Below are 18,216 nucleotides of genomic sequence, written 5' to 3' on the forward strand. Positions count from 1 at the left end.
ACTTGGCGCTTTTATATTTTTCATTTAGCATTTAGTAATTACTGTCTTTTCCATCTAAACCATCTATCGTTACACCTTGTAAAAAACCAGCTCCTTGTTGTTCATTATTACGTAGTTTAATCATCAAACGTAAATCATTCGGCGAGTCAGCATGGTGCAGCGCATCAGCATAGTTAATTGATTGTTGTTTATAAAGTTCAAATAATGCTTGATCAAAAGTTTGCATGCCCATTTCTTTCGATTTTGCCATCGCCTCTTTAATACCACCAATATCACCATTTTTAATGAGCTCTGCAATCATCGGCGAGTTAAGTAGTATTTCGATTGCTGCAACACGACCTTCACCATCAGAAGTAGGTAATAACTGTTGAGCAATAATAGCGCGCAAATTTAGCGCTAAATCGTATTTAAGCTTATCGTGCTTTTCTTTAGGTACTAAATGCATTATTCGATCAATAGCTTGGTTAGCATTATTAGCGTGTAGTGTAGCAACACATAAATGACCTGTTTCAGCAAAGCTAAGTGCATATTCCATGGTTTCTTGTGAGCGTATTTCACCAATCAAAATTACATCGGGTGCTTGGCGCAATGAGCTCTTGAGTGCTGATTCAAAACTTTCTGTATCAAGCCCTACTTCGCGCTGAGTAATAATACTTTTACGATGTTCGTGAACAAACTCAATAGGATCTTCAATTGTTAAAATGTGACCACGTTGATGACGATTTCTATAACCAATAAGCGCCGCTAAAGACGTTGATTTACCCGTCCCTGTACCACCCACAAATAACACAAGCCCACGCTTAGACATAATTACATCCGTGAGCGTAGAAGGCAGACCTAACTCTTCTACATCAGGTATTTGCGTAACTATTCGACGAATAACCATACCGGCTCTATCACGCTGCCAAAAGGCAGAAATACGAAAACGCCCTTCGTCAGTTGCAATCGCAAAGTTGCATTCTTTAGTTGCGTGATACTCCGCTTTTTGCTTTTCGCTCATAGCAGACTCAACAAGCTCGAGCGCTTCTTCATCAGTTAACTTTTCATCACCTAAGTGGATAAGTTCGCCATTTATTTTAGCGCTTACAGGTAACCTACTTGATACAAATAAATCAGAGCCTTTTTTCTCAATCATTAACAGTAAAAAATGATTTAAAGATAACGTCATAATAGTTCCTTAACCGCCAAATTGTGTTTTGTCTTGTGCTTTTTCTTTAGCTGCAACGTTACTAACAATACCGTGATTAACTAAGTTTGTTAAACACTGATCCATTGTTTGCATACCAACGGATGCGCCAGTTTGGATAGATGAATACATTTGCGCTACTTTATCTTCACGAATTAAGTTACGAATAGCAGGCACTGCAATCATAATTTCATGTGCAGCGACTCGCCCACCACCCACTTTTTTAAGTAATGTTTGTGAAATTACTGCGCGTAATGATTCAGACAACATTGAACGGATCATTGCTTTTTCTTCACCAGGAAATACATCGATAATACGGTCAATCGTTTTTGGTGCTGAAGTGGTATGTAGCGTACCAAATACCAAGTGCCCAGTTTCGGCTGCGGTCATTGCAAGACGAATTGTTTCTAAATCACGTAGCTCACCGACTAATATCACATCAGGGTCTTCACGCAGAGCACTACGTAGCGCGTTTGAAAAGCTATGAGTATCGCGATGTACCTCACGTTGATTAATAAGGCTTAATTTATTATCGTGAACAAACTCGATTGGATCTTCAATTGTTAAAATATGATGATGTTTATTTTGATTTATATAATCGACCATCGCGGCAAGTGTTGTTGATTTACCCGAACCCGTAGGCCCTGTAACCAGAACTAGTCCTCGTGGAGTATCAGATATCTTTTTAAAAATTTCTGGCGCACCTAAATCATCAAGCGTTAACACTTCACTTGGTATGGTACGAAACACTGCTGCTGGTCCGCGATTAGAATTAAACGCATTCACACGAAAGCGTGCTAAATTAGGTACTTCAAACGAAAAATCCACTTCGAGGTTTTGTTCGTAGTCCTTGCGTTGATTATCGTTCATAATATCGTAAACCAGACTGTTTACGTCTTTATCTTCTAATGCAGGTATATTAATGCGACGAACATCACCGTCTACGCGTATCATAGGTGAAACACCCGACGATAGGTGTAAATCGGATGCTTTATGTTGCACACTAAACGCTAATAATTCGGTAATATCCATTTATGACTCCACAACTAACTGATAAATATATGGTTACAATAGCAGAACGACTCACATCCGCCTACGCTAGAATTGCAATGGCTGCAAAAAATGCACAGCGAAATAACAACGAAATAACCTTGCTGGCAGTGTCTAAAACGAAACCAAGCGAAGATATAATTGCAGCTTACAAACACGGCCAGCGCGAATTTGGTGAATCTTATGTTCAAGAGGCTATAGATAAAATAGCTCAACTACAGTCATATAGCGACATCATTTGGCATTTCATTGGCCCTATTCAATCCAATAAAAGTGCCTTAGTGGCTGCCAATTTTGACTGGGTGCAAAGCGTTGATCGCATGAAAATAGCGAAACGATTAAACTCCCAGCGCCCAGGCGATAAAGCGCCTCTAAATGTACTTATTCAAGTAAATATAAGTAATGAGGAAGCAAAGTCAGGTTGCCACCGCGATGAAATAGATGAACTTGCCGATTATATAAACCAATGTGAGCACCTAACACTTCGAGGTTTAATGGCAATTCCTGCTAAAAGCGACAAACTGGATACACAAATTCAATCTTTTGAGCAATTGCAAACTTGCTTTGATAAACTAAAGACCCAATATCCTCAAGTAGATACTTTGTCGATGGGTATGAGTAACGATGTTGGAGCTGCCATTAGTGCAGGTTCAACCATGGTGAGGATCGGCACAGACATTTTTGGAACACGAACTTAAAAGGTGATAACAGATTTATGTCAGATAAAAAAATCGCATTTATAGGCACAGGTAATATGAGTTACGCCATTATTGGTGGCATGGTAAAAAACGGTTTTAACGCAAGTAATATTATTGCAACTAACCGCAACCAAGAAAAGCTTGCAAAGGTAGCATTTGATTTCAAGGTGCAAACCACCAGTGACAATAACGAAGCCCTGCGCGATGCTGATGTAATTGTTTTGTCTGTTAAACCACAAATGATGGGCGATTTATGTAAATCGTTTCAAGAGTCAGGCATAGACTTTAGCAATAAACTGTTTATTTCTGTTGCTGCGGGCTTAACCGTAAAACGTTTGCGCGAAATGCTAGGTCAAGACGTTAAAATGATACGTTGCATGCCAAATACACCGTCTTTATTAGGTCGCGGAGTATCAGGTTTATATGGTGCGGGCGAAACACAAAGCGAACACGAATTTGTACAACAAGTTTTTGAATGCACTGGCATTGTGGTATGGGTTGAAGAAGAGTCACAAATAAACGATATTATTGCTGTGACCGGCTCATCACCTGCTTACTTTTTCTTGTTTATGGAAGCCATTGAAGAAAAAGCCAAAGCACTGGGCTTTAACGACGAAGACGCTCGTCGTTTAGTGCAACAAACAGCTCTTGGCGCCGCCGAAATGGCACTTAGCCAGCCTGATATTAGTATTTCGCAACTACGTTCGAACGTAACATCTAAAGGCGGTACTACTCACGCAGCTGTTGAGCACTTAAAAGGTGAAGGCTTAACTAAAACCGTTGGCGATGCAATGGATGCGTGTATTGCGCGTGCAGAGCAAATGGAAAAAGAACTTTAAAACTACTTTTTATTGAAGGTTACACTATGAATGCCATGCAATTTTTAATCAGTACCTTGTTTGATTTGTTTTTAATGGTGGTATTACTGCGCTTTTGGCTGCAGTGGGCAAAAGCCGACTTTTACAACCCAATGAGCCAGTTTGTGGTTAAAGCCACTTCGTTTGCAGTAAAACCACTGCGTAAAATCATTCCTGGATTTGGTGGGCTTGATTTAGCTTCTCTGTTGCTGGCATTTATAGTCGCTGTAGCCAAAATAAGTACTTTAATGCTTGTTATATATAATGCGTGGGCAATACAGCCTGTACTTATTCAAGCACTTATAACGGTACTAAAAGAAGGCCTTAATTTAGTATTTTGGGTACTTATTATTCGCGCTATTTTAAGTTGGGTTAGCCAAGGTTATAACCCTATAGAAGCGGTTTTCCATCAGCTTACTGAACCAATGCTAAAACCAATTCGTAAAATATTGCCATCAATGGGTGGCTTAGATTTATCAGTTTTAGTGCTTATTATTGGTATTCAGTTTTTGCAAATGCTGCTTATGGATTTTTTAGTCTAATATGGATTTTTTAATTAGAGGCCCAAAGGCCTCTTTTTTATATGTTTTGAGGAATACATAATGAACCGTTTAATTAAGTTTTGTTTTATTGCTTGTTTAGCATTTGCATTTAACGCGCAAAGCGAAGAAATGCAAGGCGCACAATACAAAGAGCTTGGCCCATGGCAAGTGCATTACATTGCTTTTCCTTCTACTTTTATTCAGCCAAAAATAGCAAAAGCGTATGGCCTTGAGCGAAGCGGATACAAAGGCATTGTGAATATTTCTGTTTTAAAAAATGATGCCGAAAATACAGCCCAAACAGCAAATCTTACTGGCACAGCTAGAAACCTACTTGGCAACAAACAAACGCTTACTTTTAAAGAAGTAAAAGAAGGTGATGCAATTTATTACCTTGCCCAAGTTGATTACACCAACGAAGAGATTTTACGCTTTGAGATTGAAATACAGCAAAGTAATCAATTTCAAAAATTACAGTTTCAGCAAAAATTTTACGTAGATTAATAACATGACCAAAACTTTAGTACTTGCTACAGGTAACCCTGGCAAAGTAAAAGAGCTAGCTAACATGCTAAGCTCTCTGAATATTAATGTAGTTCCACAGAGCGACTTTAACGTAGGTGAAGTTGCCGAAACCGGTACTACCTTTGTTGAAAATGCTATTATTAAAGCGCGCCATGCCGCTAAAATTACCGGCATGCCAGCTATTGCCGATGACTCCGGTTTAGAAGTTGATGGCTTAAATGGTGCGCCCGGTGTGTATTCTGCTCGCTTTGCAGGCACAGGTGCCAGTGATCAAGATAACATTAATAAGTTACTTGTAGATTTAGGTGATAATCCTATTCGCAGTGCACGCTTTTGGTGTGTACTGGTGTTAATGCGCCACGCAGACGACCCGATTCCGCTTATTTGTAGTGCTAGTTGGGAGGGCGAAATTACGCTCACTCAAAATGGCAACGGTGGATTTGGTTACGATCCAGTGTTTTTTGTAGCAGAACAAAATTGCACCAGTGCTGAGCTTACAAAAGAGCAAAAAAATGCAGTGAGTCATCGCGGACAAGCGCTGCAAAAATTATTACTAGAACTACAGCAAAAAGGCGGCCTGTGAACCTTCCACCACTGAGCTTATATGTGCATGTGCCTTGGTGCGTGCAAAAATGCCCGTACTGCGATTTTAATAGCCACGGACAAAAAGGTGAAATACCTGAAGCTGAATATGTTCAACACTTAATTGATGACTTAAAAGCTGATTTGCACTTAGTACAAGGGCGTAAAATTCACAGTATTTTTATTGGTGGCGGCACGCCGAGCTTATTAACTGGTGCAGCTTATACCCGATTATTAAATGAAGTCGACAACCTAATTGGGCTTGAAGAACACTGCGAAATTACCCTTGAAGCCAACCCTGGTACAGTAGAAACAGGTCGCTTTAAAGATTACGTAAAAGCAGGCATTAACCGTATTTCTATTGGTGTACAAAGCATGCAAAACGACAAGTTAAAAGCACTTGGTCGGATTCATGGCAGCGACGAGGCTAATTATGCTGCGCAGCAGGCTAAAGAAGCCGGTTTAAACAGCTTTAACCTTGATTTAATGCATGGCTTACCAGGGCAAACACTTGACGATGCACTGAGTGATTTAAAGCAAATTATAGCGCTCGATCCACCACATATATCTTGGTATCAACTAACTATTGAACCCAATACGCAGTTTGCTTCAAAACCCCTACCTTGCCACAAGACGAAACACTGTGGGACATTCAAGAACAAGGAGTAGAATTACTCAAGCAAGCCGGTTACGTGCAATACGAAATATCGGGTTATGCAAAACCGGGCTATCAATGCCAACATAACTTGAATTATTGGCGTTTTGGCGATTATCTTGGTATTGGCTGCGGCGCACATGGTAAGGTTACTGATGAAAATACAGGGCTTATAACGCGCACCGAAAAAGTTAAGCACCCGCGCGGTTATATGGATTTAATTAAACCATATATGTACAAAAGCTGGCATGTAGAGCAAGACGATTTAGCATTTGAATTTTTTATGAATCGCTTTCGCCTTGTTGAGCCTTGCCCAATTAATGATTTTAATAAACTAACAATACTGCCACTGCAAAGTCAACAAAGCGCACTAAACCAAGCACTTAATAAAGGTTTATTGACTCAAACAGACAGCCATTGGCAGGTAACCTTAAAAGGTCATCGCTTTTTAAATGACCTACTAGAATTGTTCGTGTAGCGCTAAGGCACTACACGACAATATAAAGCGAATAAATATAAAACACCCTAATGGGTTTCTAACAACAAAAGGGAAAACAATGCGTAAACTTACTTTTATTGCAGCGGCTGTAAGCGTTGCACTGCTTGCTGGTTGCCAGCAAACAACACAACAATCAACTCCAGCCTCTGTTGCACAAGCAGTTCAATCACAACAAAGTGAAATCGACAAAGCGAATGCATTTTTTGAAGATACATTTAATCGCGATGTAATGAGCAGTCCTGTATATCAAACATATATGGGTATTAAGCAAGATTACGATAAGTGGGACGATGGCAGCGAAGAAAGAAAGCTTAAAGATTTAGCACAAACAAAAGCTGACCTAGTTGCATTAAAAGCAATTAATCGTGATTTATTAGATGATGCAACAAAAGTAAGTTACGACTTAAAAAAACAAGATCTTGAAAGTTCAATTGCCGACTTTAAATGGCGTTACCATAATTACCCTGTGAACCAAATGTTTGGTACGCATTCTATGATCCCTGCGTTTTTAATTAATCAGCACTCAATTAGTAATGCAAAAGAAGCTAAAGACTACATTTCACGTTTAAATGGTGTTACTGAGGTTATTGATCAGCTTATTACTGATTTAAATGTACGTGCAGAAAAAGGCATTATCGCTCCTAAATTTGTGTTCCCGCATGTTATTGATTCAAGTAAAAACATTATTCACGGTGCCCCATTCGAAAAAGGCGATGATTCTACATTGCTTGCTGATTTTAAACGTAAAGTAGCAGTGCTTGAAATTAGCCAAAACGAAAAAGACTCGTTAATCAGCGATGCATCAGATGCATTAAAATCGGCTGTTAAACCATCTTACTCTAAGCTAATTAACTACCTAGCACAGTTAGAAAAACGTGCAGATAACCGTGATGGCGCATGGAAATTACCTGATGGCGAAGCGTTTTATAACAACGCACTTAAGCGCACTACAACTACAGATTTAACGGCTAAAGAAATTCATGCAATTGGCCTGTCTGAAGTAACACGTATTCATGATGAAATGCGTGAAATTAAAGATAAGGTTGGCTTTAAAGGCGACTTAAAAGCCTTTATGCAGTTTATGAAAACTGACAAACAATTTTACTACCCTAATGATGCACAAGGTAAACAACGCTACCTTGATGAAGCAACAGGGCTTATCGATACAATGAAAACACGTTTAGATGAGCTATTCATTGTTAAACCAAAAGCTGATTTAAAAGTAAAAGCAGTTGAAGCATTCCGTGAAAAAGCAGCGGGCAAAGCATTTTACCAACAGCCAGCTCCTGATGGCTCACGCCCAGGTATTTACTACGCGAATCTTTACGATATGGAAGCTATGCCAACGTATCAAATGGAAGCGCTGGCATACCACGAAGGTATTCCGGGTCACCACATGCAAATAGCTATTTCGCAAGAACTAGAAGGCGTGCCTAAGTTTCGTAAATTTGGTGGCTACACTGCGTATATTGAAGGTTGGGGTTTATACTCAGAATTCATTCCTAAAGAAATGGGCATGTACTCAGACCCTTACTCAGATTTTGGTCGCCTTTCAATGGAGCTGTGGCGCGCATGTCGTCTAGTGGTTGATACGGGTATTCACGCAATGAAGTGGACTCGCCAAGAAGGTATTGATTACTACGTAAATAACACGCCTAATGCAACATCTGACGGTGTTAAAATGGTTGAGCGTCACATTGTAATGCCTTCACAAGCAACGGCTTATAAAGTAGGTATGCTTAAGATTTTAGAACTTCGTGAAGACGCTAAAAAGCAACTGGGTGATAAGTTTGATATTCGCCAGTTCCACGACGTTGTCCTTAAAAATGGTCCTGTACCACTTAATGTACTAGAAAACTTTGTTAATGAATGGGTAGCAAGCAAAAAAGCTTAAAACCAATTTAAACAATTGCTTTAAAGATGAAAGGTCGCATTTGCGACCTTTTTTGTTTTATAGTAGCAAAAAAGACTTTGGAAATAATAATGGATTTAAGCATACAACTACTTAACGCACGTATTTCAAAGCATCAGCTAGATGAGCTTGATAACGACTTTAAACAGTTAAGCCCAGCCCAACAGACATTGCAGCTAAATCATTTATATGAAAGCACTCAGCGTATGAGCATTAAATACGACTTTATGCAAAATGTGGCAACGCGTATTTTAACTACCAATGCACCTCCAGCCGCGTTTATAAACCAATTGACAACAACAGATACGTTAACCTTTTTTACCCCAGCACTTAAAGTTAATAAAGGCTTTTTAGCGCAAGACGTGCGGGGCAATAACGCGCTGCATAATGTATTTAAACACGCCGACGATCAAAAATTACCTTTTAATTATGTGCGCTCTTTAATGCTGTTTGAATCTAACGATGATTTAGTAAAAGCGCTTGCCCAGCCAAACGATCGCGGCCTAACACCCGTAGCTTGTTACATTGCGTATGCGAATAAGCCAAGCACGCCGGTTAAACATGAGTTTTCAGCGTTATTAGCACTCATGGAAATAGAGCAAAAACAAAACCCAATGGCTAAACAGCAACTGGCAAATACACTAAAAGGCGCAGGCCTTAACGAAACTAGCATTTTACTTAGTGCTGCTTACTTGCAGCGTTCAACCGCACAGGTGGCGCATTTAATTAGAGCAATTTAGTCATCTAAATAATATTCAACACTAGTAACAACGCGTATTTTTTTGATTTGTGCAGTGTTTGAATCGCGATTACTGATACTAAATTGCCCTTGGCGAGCTGTTTTTATTTTGCCTAATTTTGAATTAGAGTCTTTAGCAAATTTATTAGCGACTTCACGCGCTTTTTCAGTTGCTCCTTGCACCATCGCAGGTTTTACATCATTGAGGCCTGTAAAAATGTATTCAACTTTTGTTTCGTAACTATCCTGCACTATTGCGATATTTTGTTTAGCAAGCTGGCTTACTTTACTCAGGGCGTTTTGTACTTTATCTGGCGCAGCAGAATAAACAATAATATTTGAGCGTATTATGTATCTAAACTTTTGATTTTCATTACTGTATTCACGTGATTGTTTATCAATAACTGACTGGCTACCTATAGTTATTTCATCGTCGTCAAAACCATGGAGTTTTAAAAAAGCAGTTACCGCATCATTTTTTTCTCAACTCGGCTGACTAATTCTTCAAGATCATTGTCGGCATCACTAAATTGCAGAGGCCAAATTACCGTATCAGCTATTACTTCTCGCTCGGCCAATCCCTTAACCTGCACAGTACGTTCCATTCCTTTCACACCCAGAGCGGTACTTTTTAAAATAAACCCTAAGCTAATTAAGCCTATACTTAAACAAATAGCCGCTATAACAATGTAAAAACCGGGTTGTTTATTCACAATAATCTCCTTGATTGATATCAATAATAAGCATCGAGACGCTCGAAATAACACAGTAAACAGGGTACATTGAGACTATAAATAACGCAAAATTTAATCAACCTAGGAAAAGCCATGAGCCTTAAGCGTATTACCCAGTTTTTTAACCCAAGCTCAGTGGCTGTTATTGGCGCCTCTAATACATCAACTCGTGCTGGTTTTGTAGTTATGCGCAACTTACTCCAAGGTGGCTTTAAAGGGCCGATAATGCCAGTTACTCCAAGCCATAGCGCAGTACATGGCGTACTTGCTTACCCCTCTATTGCTGATTTACCAAAAGTCCCCGATCTTGCTGTTATTTGTACTAATAAAAATACCTTAATTGATGTTATTGAGCAGCTTGGAGAGCTTGGCTGTAAAACGGCTATTGTTATTGCAGATGGACTTTCTGGAGAGCAAAAAAGCGCGCTTAAAGCATGTGCTCAAACCCAGCAAGTGACTTTGCTTGGACCCAATTGTTTAGGCTTGCTGATCCCTCATATTGGTTTAAATGCGAGCTTTTCACATACTGTGGCAAGCCCAGGTAAAATTGCATTTGTATCGCAATCAGCAGCAGTATGCTCAACCATTTTAGATTGGGCTAAAAACAAAGAAATTGGCTTTTCATATTTTGTCTCGGTAGGTGATTGCCTTGATATAAACTTTAATGAACTACTCGATTTTTTAGGTCGTGATGCTAAAACTAAAGCTATTTTACTCTACATAGATAACATTGAAGATATTCGTGGCTTTATATCAGCAGCAAGAGCAGCGGCCTTTAGTAAGCCTGTAATTGCGATTAAAACAGGTAAAACAACTGCGGGCGCACTTGCAGCCGAAATTCACACCGGCGCAAAGCAAAGCTCTGATGCTGTTTATGATGCGTTATTCCAACGAGCGGGTATGCTGCGTGTAAATGATTTACGAGAGCTATTTGCAGCGACACAAACACTCGCCATGCATCCAAAATTATTAAAAGTAGAACAACTGACAATTTTAACTAATGGTGGCGGCCCAGGTGTTATGGCCGTTGATGAACTTATTCAAAGCTCCGGTAAATTAGCAGAACTAAGCATTGAAACCCGAAATGCGCTAAATAAAGTCATTCCGCAATCAGAAACCACCTCAAACCCTGTGGATATTTTTGGCGACTCAGCACCTGCGCGTTATAAGCAAGCATTAGAAATTTTACTGCACGCAAAAGAAGTTAAAAACTTACTGATTATCCATACTCCCTCAGCGCTTGCGCCCAGCGAAGACTACGCCAACATTATTGTAGAAACCTTACAAACATTACCCAAAATGGCGCGCCCTTACGTTATAACTAACTTTATGGGTGAAGACGCATCTTACGCCGCCAGAAGAGTGTGCTCAAACAACGCAATACCAACTTATAGAACACCAGAGGGTGCTGTAGGCGCGTTTATGCACTTGGTAACGTATCGTCGTAACCAAAAGCATTTAACGCAAACACCTGAGTCGAACACTGATGACGCTAAAATAAATAAAGTGGCAGCTAAAGCGCTTATTAATGAGTTTTTAGATGACGGACAAAGCTACTTACCTACTCATCAGGCAAGTCAAATATTAAACCACTATGGTATTAAATGCATTCAAACTGAGGTCGCTTACACCCCAACAGAAGCCAAAGAGCAAGCCATAGAGCTTGGCTTTCCGGTCGCGTTGAAACTTATTAGTCCAAGTATTGCCTCGAAGTCTGAAGTCGGTGGTGTGGTACTTAACTTAAACGACGCCAACGAGGTTGAACAAACTGCTTTTGCAATGCTTATCCGTATTAAAAACACGTATCCGGATGCTGTTATTGAAGGGTTTTCATTACAAAAAATGGCGCCACGAGCAGGAGCAAATGAGCTGCGAATTGCGATCAAAACAGAGCCTAATTTTGGCCCTGTTATATTATTAGGTGAAGCAGGCACTGGCCTTGAATATGCACAAGCCGCCGTTGCACTGCCTCCACTAAATATGAACTTGGCAAAGTATTTAATTGCTGCAGCGCACGACAAAGGCGTATTAAAGGAGCGCATACTCCCAGAAAAGGTTGATAAGTATCGTTTATGTGCACTGCTAACACGCATTTCTCAGTTAGTAATTGATCAACCTGACATTAGCTCAATGGAACTAAATCCTATTCTTGCCAGTAATGGGCAGTTTTTAGTGCTTGATGCCACTATGACACTTAATCGCTATCAAGCTCAGAGCAATCGTAAGCGGTTATCTATTCGTCCCTACCCTATTGAACTTGTTGAAGTGGTAACACTTAAGAATAACACCCAAGCTACGCTCAGGCCGATAAAACCAGAAGATGAACAAGCCCATAAAGCATTTGACGAGTCACTTAATAAAGAAGACAGATATAAACGCTTTTTTGGCGAACTACCACAGTTTAACCACGATCAACTCGCTAAAATGACGCAAATCGATTACGACCGTGAAATGGCGTTTATTGTGTGCCAACGCTTTGAAGGTAAAACCCGTACACTGGGTGTGTCTCGCGTCATTATGGATCCCGATAACCTACATGCTGAATTTGCTATTGTAGTACGCTCAGACTGCCAAGGCTTAGGGCTTGGTCGCATACTGATGAGTGCTGCAATTAATCACTGCAAACGCCAAGGTGTGGAGTCGATTGAAGGCATAACCTTACCTGAGAATACAGGGATGATTGAGCTTGCCCGTAAGCTAGGTTTTAAAATTAGCCGCGACTTTGAAGAAGGCAGTATTAACATGGTACTTAAATTTACATAATGAATAATTCGCAGACTTTAAGACAAAAACTGGCTTGCCTGTTTGAATGCACAGGCCAGTACCGCCGAGCAGGGCATATTCTTGATATTGCACTCATTAGCTTAATAATGATCAACGTTGTAGCCATCGTTATTGAATCAATCCCAAGTGTGGTAGAGCAGTATTACAACGAATTCTTAGTTTTAGAAATTGTCTCAGTCGCTATTTTTGCTATTGAGTACTTAGCCAGACTTTGGGCTTGCGTAGATAAAACACAATATGCTGCAATAAAAGGATCTAATACCAAACGTCGGCTTAGTTATTTTTTCTCCCCTTTGGCAATTGTTGATTTAATCGCGATTTTGCCGAGCTTAATGATGTTTTTATTTCCTCTCGATTTACGTTTTTTACGTGTGCTTCGACTATTAAGAGTGTTTAAACTCACACGCTACTCACGTGCCATGCAGCTACTTTTAAAAGCCTTTAACGATGAAGGTAGTTCATTAATGGCCGCTTTTTTTATTATGGCAGTGGTGCTTATTTTAGCCTCATGCGGAATTTATTTAATTGAGCACGACATACAGCCCGATAAATTTGGCTCTATTCCTGCAGCTATGTGGTGGGCAATGGCCACACTAACGACCGTTGGTTATGGTGATGTAGTACCTATAACGCCATTGGGTAAGTTTTTCGGCGGCGTTATCACACTACTGAGCATGGGTATGGTTGCGATACCAACAGGTTTACTGGCGTCTAGTTTTTCAGAACAAATACGTAAACGCCGCCAGTTTTTTGAAGATGCCGTACATGAACAAATTCAAGATGGCACTCTTAATGATACTCAACAAGAACACCTAGAAGAACTACGCTATAAATTAGGCTTGAGTAAACTAGAAGCTAATAAGGCCATTAAAACGCAGTTAAATGAGCATAATAGCCATTTGTTTTGCAGGCACTGCGGTAAAAGGCCTTAAATGAGTGCAATATTATCAATTGAACATATCACTCCAATCGCGATTAATAAGCGGTAGTACTTCGTTATTTGGTACAGGCTTACTAAATAAGTAACCTTGGAAATGGCTACATCCCCTTTCATTTAAAAAGGCGAGCTGATGTGAGCTTTCAACCCCTCTGCTACACATTCTTTACCTAAACTGTGTGCAAGGGCAAGTATTGATTGAATAATGGCTTCGTCATCAGAGTCAATTCCTATGTCTTGTACAAAGCTCTTATCAATTTTTAGTACGTCGATAGGAAAACGTTTTAGATAAGTCAATGAAGCATAACCAGTACCAAAATCATCCATATAAAGCTTGCAGCCCAAACTTTTAAGCTTCTCCATACTGTGCAATGCTTGTTTTGAATCACGCATAAGTATCGACTCGGTAATTTCAAATACAATCGCGTCTGACGGTATATTGGCATTACTTAGCGCTTTTCTGATCTCTGGCACCAACTCTATAAACTCAAAATCAAGTGCCGATAAATTTATTGATAAATAAAGCTTCGGCGATACCTTACGCCATTCTTTCAAATCCTCTAAAGCACGCGCCAATGTTTGCAGCATTATCTTTGTTATTAAACCAATACCTTCAGCCGCTAAAGAAAATTCTTGAGTTTGGATAAGATTATTTTCAGGCCAACGTAATAACACTTCAAACCCTTCAGTTATATAAGTTTTTGCGTTAACAATGGGTTGGTAATAATTACAAAATTCATGTTCTTGATAAGCTTTAGTAAGTTGTGACTCCAGGTGAAGTGTTTTTTGTACATGCTGATTCATTTCTTGTTTATAGAATTGATAGCTACTTTCAAGTGAATCTTTAGCATGATAAAGCGCAATGTTAGCCGCTTTTAATAATGTAGAGCTTTCTTTTGCATCATCAGGACATATAGCAACACCAATACTTAAGTTAATATTAATGACCTGTCCGCTAATACTAATATTTTGGTTTACGCAATCCATTAGTTTTACGCATATAAGTAAAACCTCTTCTATTTTATGAATATCCTCTACGAGCGCAACAAATTCATCACCACTAAAACGTGCGACACTATCTGATGGGCGTAATACACATTTTAATCTCTCTGCGACTTTTTTAATTAATTCATCACCCGCTTCATGCCCTAAGGAATCATTAAAGTACTTAAAGCGCTTAATATTTATGTATAACAGTGCAACTTTACAGCTGTGCTTTTTTGCTTGTTCTAACGCATGCCCAACACGATCGTTAAACAACGTACGGTTTGGTAATCCCGTTAATACATCGTAATTAGCGAGCAAATGAAGTTCATTTTCAGCTGATTTTTGAGCACTTATATCAGTTAATATAACAACATAACTATTTAATCGTTGCTCGTTATCGGCCACCGCACTTATTTTCACTAATACATAATGAGACTCACCATTTGCGAGCACTACAGTATCTTCGCAAGTGAAATGCTCGCCAACTAATAGTTTTTGTATAATCCGTAAATAGCCAAAACGATTGCTCCGTGAAATTCCTAAATTTAAAGAGCGACTAGAAAGCGACTCAGCAGAGAAGTTAAAGGCTGTTTGAAGTGATTTATTTGAGGCACGGATATTAAAGTTTTTATCGAGTATAAGCACCCAATCACGGGTTTGCTCAAATGCTGCGGTAAACAGCAATGCATGCTCTTCAAATACCATCTCACGGGTCATATTAGTGTAGGTCCCCGCCACTTTTTGCGGATTTTTTTCGTCCCACTCTACAACTTTGCCAAAATCTTTATACCACCGCCAATAGCCTTTTGCGTGGCGCAAGCGGTAGGTACAGTTAAAGTAACCTTTATCAGTAGATAAAAATTCTAACCATTCTAAGCGAAATAATTGTTTATCTTGCGGGTGAATTTTAGCTAAATAATCATCCAAATTCACTGTTTCATTATCGTAGCCAAGTTCATTTTTTAACCGAGGCTGATAAATGGAGGGGTTACTTGACTGCCAATCCCATACCCCAGATTCACTGCCTTCTAACGCTATTTTTAAGCGGGCTTCACTTTCTTTGCTCTCTTTATTTGCTGCTAATAGAATCCGTTGAATTTTATTGCGTCGCATCACCCACATTGTTACAAATGCAACGAGTAACATTGCATATAGCACCATAAAATAAGGCGCTCGCCAAAGCGGGTATTTTACTCTTATTTTTAAAGTTGCAGGTGCTGTGTATTTGCCTGTAAGTGGATCTTTCGCCCACACTTTTAATTGATAGTTACCCGGATTAAGTTTAGGGAATAAAACGCGATTATTATTGCGAGTATACGTTTTCTGGCCATTGCCTAATTGATACTCATAAATAATACGCTCTTGATTACTAAATGCCATAGCTGAAAAAGCAACTTCAAGTCCTATGTCATCATGGTTCAAAATAACTTCATTTAGCGGCTGCTTTAAATCAAACGATAAATCACGCGACATCAAATTGACTCGTGTAATATTGACATGATCAATTAGCACCTGAGTATTTTTATTTTCCGTTGGCTGGAAATAGGTGAGACCTTTTAAGCCACCATATGCAATACGGCCATCTTTTAGGCGTGCCATTGCGTTGCTATTAAATTCAGCCGAAAGCAGCCCTTCAGATACAGTAAACTGTTGAAAATGTAATGTTTTTGGGTTTAACCGCCAGATACCTTTGTGGCTACTCATCCAAATCATGCCGTCATCATCTAGCACCATGTCATAGAGTAAAGTGCCCAATTTATTTTTTTCCAAATCAATTGTATGTACTAGCTGGTAAGTTAAAGCATCAAGTCCTATTAGGCCAAAATTAGACAATGATATCCATAAAATATTGTTGTTATCTATAACATACGACAACACACTAATAGCAACATTTTCATGCTGTTTGGGTACTTTATAAATCATTTTCAATGCAAAATTTTCAGGGTTTACTTGATATAAAATTCCCGCATTAAAAAACAATGGTGAATCGGGTTTACTAGAAAGTGGTGGTAAAAAACCATGGGCTAGGAAAGGTTGAAATTGTGCAAATTCACCACCTAAACGAGTCACTATTTGCGTATCAATGTTATAAATAAACACGCCATGATCTGAGTGCACATAATATAAATCGCCATTTGGCATAAGTGTAACACCATGCACCCAGCCTTTTATTTTATTTTGGTTAGCAGGATTTTTTGTTATTGGTTTACTAACATCATGTGTCATTGGATCAAAAACAAACAGCCCTCGGTTACTGTAAAGCCACAATTTATTTTTATAGGGCATTATTTCATAAACAGTAAATTCGGTTGTTAGTAAATCTACTTTATAGTCTTTTAAATAGACCTTTCCTGTATTGGCTTTTAAATCGACCTCGGTTATGCCATTGTGCGTGGCTAACCATAACTTATCATTGTATTCGGTAATGCCCCACACCGAATGATGCGACAATCCATCACCACCTAATAAACTGCCATCAACATTGCTAAAATTATAATTATCGTTTGATAAATAAAATGCGCCATCTGTTTTGGTCGCCACCCATGTGCCGCCTGATTTATCTTTTACCATATCAATAATACTAGTATCAGCAAGCGTATATTTACTTTGCGTTATACGCGTATTTTTAATCAATTCACCACTGGTTAAGTCAAACTTAAACAATCCTTTATCTGTAGCTAAATCTACTTTTCCATGAGCGTTAACAATTTGCCAAATATTTAAATCTGCTAACAAAGCCTTATTTTTAAATGGTAGGTCGGGGCGCTCAAACATCTTCGATAAATTAGTGATATCTACTTGATACAACCCCTTTACAGTACCAACGAGAAGTTGATTACTTTCGCCTAAGGCGAACGCTTTCACATTATTTTGGTAAATATGTTCAGGCTCACCCTTTAAATGCTGTAGTGGACGTATTTGTTCCGTCGCGATATCAAATATATAAGCACCGTGGCTAGTGCCAATAAAAATATAGCCATTGTAGTGAAAAAGCTCCCTAACTAAAGTGTTCTTATATTCATGTGAAAGCTCAAAAATAGAAGTTACTATGCCACTTTCAATGTCTAACTTTGCAAAGTCTCTACCTCGCCCAATCCACAGTGTTTTTTCATCAATCGCCAGCATGCTAAAAGCAGATTTGTTAATAATTTGTTCTTCGCTGGTGGGTTTTTCTAGAAACTGTTTGTATGAGTTAGTTGCAGGGTCGTACCTAAACAAGCCAGCAAGCAATGATGCAATCCAAATATGGTCCTGAGGGTCTTGGTAAATGCGGTCAATAATAGCATCTTCTAATTCACCATTAGGGCCATTAATAGGAATAATCTGATAACCATCATAACGATTCAATCCCGCTTCTGTCGAAAGCCATAAGTAACCGCTATTATCAATAAGCATAGTGTTAACGTAGCTCTGTGACAAACCTTCGTTTGGAGATAAACGCTTCACTTGTGCGCCTACTTGAGAGCTTAAAATAGCAGTAAAAGCTATTAAACTACATATGATCCAGTTAACACATCTGCTCATGCTT

Annotated in this window: 11 protein-coding genes and 3 pseudogenes; 10 read left to right on the top strand and 4 right to left on the bottom strand. The window is 39.2% G+C overall.

What is annotated here, in order from left to right; translation table 11 throughout:
- Positions 1–31: 31 nt before the first annotated feature.
- On the bottom strand, positions 32–1,168 hold the full coding sequence (locus P4S65_RS01675; protein WP_033040501.1) for a PilT/PilU family type 4a pilus ATPase: 1,137 nt from the start codon (positions 1,166–1,168) through the stop codon (positions 32–34).
- 9 nt (positions 1,169–1,177) lie between these two features.
- The gene (locus tag P4S65_RS01680; protein WP_008136622.1) at positions 1,178–2,218 is read right to left on the bottom strand and encodes a type IV pilus twitching motility protein PilT; all 1,041 of its coding nucleotides are present in this window, start codon (positions 2,216–2,218) and stop codon (positions 1,178–1,180) included.
- 2 nt (positions 2,219–2,220) lie between these two features.
- Here P4S65_RS01680 and P4S65_RS01685 point away from each other — a divergent pair, with 2 nt between their 5' ends.
- The 8 genes and pseudogenes from P4S65_RS01685 to P4S65_RS01720 all read left to right on the top strand — a co-directional run bounded on the left by P4S65_RS01685 (position 2,221) and on the right by P4S65_RS01720 (position 9,246).
- The gene (locus P4S65_RS01685; protein WP_337119438.1) at positions 2,221–2,934 is read left to right on the top strand and encodes a YggS family pyridoxal phosphate-dependent enzyme; all 714 of its coding nucleotides are present in this window, start codon (positions 2,221–2,223) and stop codon (positions 2,932–2,934) included.
- Between the two features lie 17 nt (positions 2,935–2,951).
- Positions 2,952–3,773 carry a pyrroline-5-carboxylate reductase gene (gene proC, locus P4S65_RS01690; RefSeq protein ID WP_096793774.1) on the top strand — a complete coding sequence of 274 codons (822 nt, stop codon included), beginning with the start codon at positions 2,952–2,954 and terminating at the stop codon, positions 3,771–3,773.
- A gap of 26 nt (positions 3,774–3,799) precedes the next feature.
- A complete protein-coding gene (locus P4S65_RS01695) occupies positions 3,800–4,333 on the top strand; it encodes a YggT family protein (protein WP_002962568.1) in 534 nt (177 codons plus the stop codon).
- A 60-nt stretch (positions 4,334–4,393) separates the two neighbouring features.
- Positions 4,394–4,837 carry a DUF4426 domain-containing protein gene (locus P4S65_RS01700; RefSeq protein WP_096793775.1) on the top strand — a complete coding sequence of 148 codons (444 nt, stop codon included), beginning with the start codon at positions 4,394–4,396 and terminating at the stop codon, positions 4,835–4,837.
- 4 nt (positions 4,838–4,841) lie between these two features.
- The gene (rdgB, locus tag P4S65_RS01705) at positions 4,842–5,441 is read left to right on the top strand and encodes an RdgB/HAM1 family non-canonical purine NTP pyrophosphatase (protein ID WP_337119441.1); all 600 of its coding nucleotides are present in this window, start codon (positions 4,842–4,844) and stop codon (positions 5,439–5,441) included.
- Positions 5,438–6,573, top strand: a pseudogene (gene hemW, locus P4S65_RS01710) (radical SAM family heme chaperone HemW). The gene rdgB and the pseudogene hemW overlap by 4 nt, the downstream one beginning before the upstream one ends.
- Positions 6,574–6,652: 79 nt before the next feature.
- Positions 6,653–8,488 (top strand): DUF885 domain-containing protein, encoded by a 1,836-nt coding sequence (locus P4S65_RS01715; protein ID WP_007376529.1) that lies wholly within the window; start codon positions 6,653–6,655, stop codon positions 8,486–8,488.
- 89 nt (positions 8,489–8,577) lie between these two features.
- Positions 8,578–9,246 carry a hypothetical protein gene (locus P4S65_RS01720; protein ID WP_007376530.1) on the top strand — a complete coding sequence of 223 codons (669 nt, stop codon included), beginning with the start codon at positions 8,578–8,580 and terminating at the stop codon, positions 9,244–9,246.
- Here P4S65_RS01720 and P4S65_RS01725 read toward each other — a convergent pair.
- A pseudogene (locus P4S65_RS01725) lies at positions 9,243–9,958 on the bottom strand (SIMPL domain-containing protein). The gene P4S65_RS01720 and the pseudogene P4S65_RS01725 overlap by 4 nt on opposite strands.
- A 114-nt stretch (positions 9,959–10,072) precedes the next feature.
- Here P4S65_RS01725 and P4S65_RS01730 point away from each other — a divergent pair.
- Positions 10,073–12,742, top strand: coding sequence for a bifunctional acetate--CoA ligase family protein/GNAT family N-acetyltransferase (locus tag P4S65_RS01730; protein WP_337119444.1), 2,670 nt, complete (start codon positions 10,073–10,075; stop codon positions 12,740–12,742).
- Entirely contained in the window at positions 12,742–13,695 is a 954-nt protein-coding gene (locus tag P4S65_RS01735; RefSeq protein ID WP_096793781.1) for an ion transporter, read from the top strand. Before P4S65_RS01730 ends, P4S65_RS01735 begins: the two co-directional genes overlap by 1 nt.
- A gap of 15 nt (positions 13,696–13,710) precedes the next feature.
- On the opposite strand, the pseudogene P4S65_RS01740 reads toward P4S65_RS01735, so the two are convergent.
- Positions 13,711–18,212: pseudogene (locus P4S65_RS01740) on the bottom strand (EAL domain-containing protein).
- Positions 18,213–18,216 lie beyond the last annotated feature (4 nt).

Origin of the sequence: Pseudoalteromonas sp. B131b (genome assembly GCF_037162545.1) — a bacterium.
Taxonomy (GTDB): Bacteria; Pseudomonadota; Gammaproteobacteria; order Enterobacterales; family Alteromonadaceae; genus Pseudoalteromonas; species Pseudoalteromonas fuliginea.

What these genes read in the sequence shown, in the direction of transcription:
- P4S65_RS01680 (WP_008136622.1), bottom strand. Translation starts at nt 2,218, where the DNA reads ATGGATATTACCGAATTATTAGCGTTTAGTGTGCAACATAAAGCATCC.
- P4S65_RS01720 (WP_007376530.1), top strand. Translation starts at nt 8,578, where the DNA reads ATGGATTTAAGCATACAACTACTTAACGCACGTATTTCAAAGCATCAG.
- P4S65_RS01675 (WP_033040501.1), bottom strand. Translation starts at nt 1,168, where the DNA reads ATGACGTTATCTTTAAATCATTTTTTACTGTTAATGATTGAGAAAAAA.
- P4S65_RS01700 (WP_096793775.1), top strand. Translation starts at nt 4,394, where the DNA reads ATGAACCGTTTAATTAAGTTTTGTTTTATTGCTTGTTTAGCATTTGCA.
- P4S65_RS01695 (WP_002962568.1), top strand. Translation starts at nt 3,800, where the DNA reads ATGAATGCCATGCAATTTTTAATCAGTACCTTGTTTGATTTGTTTTTA.
- P4S65_RS01730 (WP_337119444.1), top strand. Translation starts at nt 10,073, where the DNA reads ATGAGCCTTAAGCGTATTACCCAGTTTTTTAACCCAAGCTCAGTGGCT.
- P4S65_RS01685 (WP_337119438.1), top strand. Translation starts at nt 2,221, where the DNA reads ATGACTCCACAACTAACTGATAAATATATGGTTACAATAGCAGAACGA.
- P4S65_RS01715 (WP_007376529.1), top strand. Translation starts at nt 6,653, where the DNA reads ATGCGTAAACTTACTTTTATTGCAGCGGCTGTAAGCGTTGCACTGCTT.
- rdgB (WP_337119441.1), top strand. Translation starts at nt 4,842, where the DNA reads ATGACCAAAACTTTAGTACTTGCTACAGGTAACCCTGGCAAAGTAAAA.
- proC (WP_096793774.1), top strand. Translation starts at nt 2,952, where the DNA reads ATGTCAGATAAAAAAATCGCATTTATAGGCACAGGTAATATGAGTTAC.
- P4S65_RS01735 (WP_096793781.1), top strand. Translation starts at nt 12,742, where the DNA reads ATGAATAATTCGCAGACTTTAAGACAAAAACTGGCTTGCCTGTTTGAA.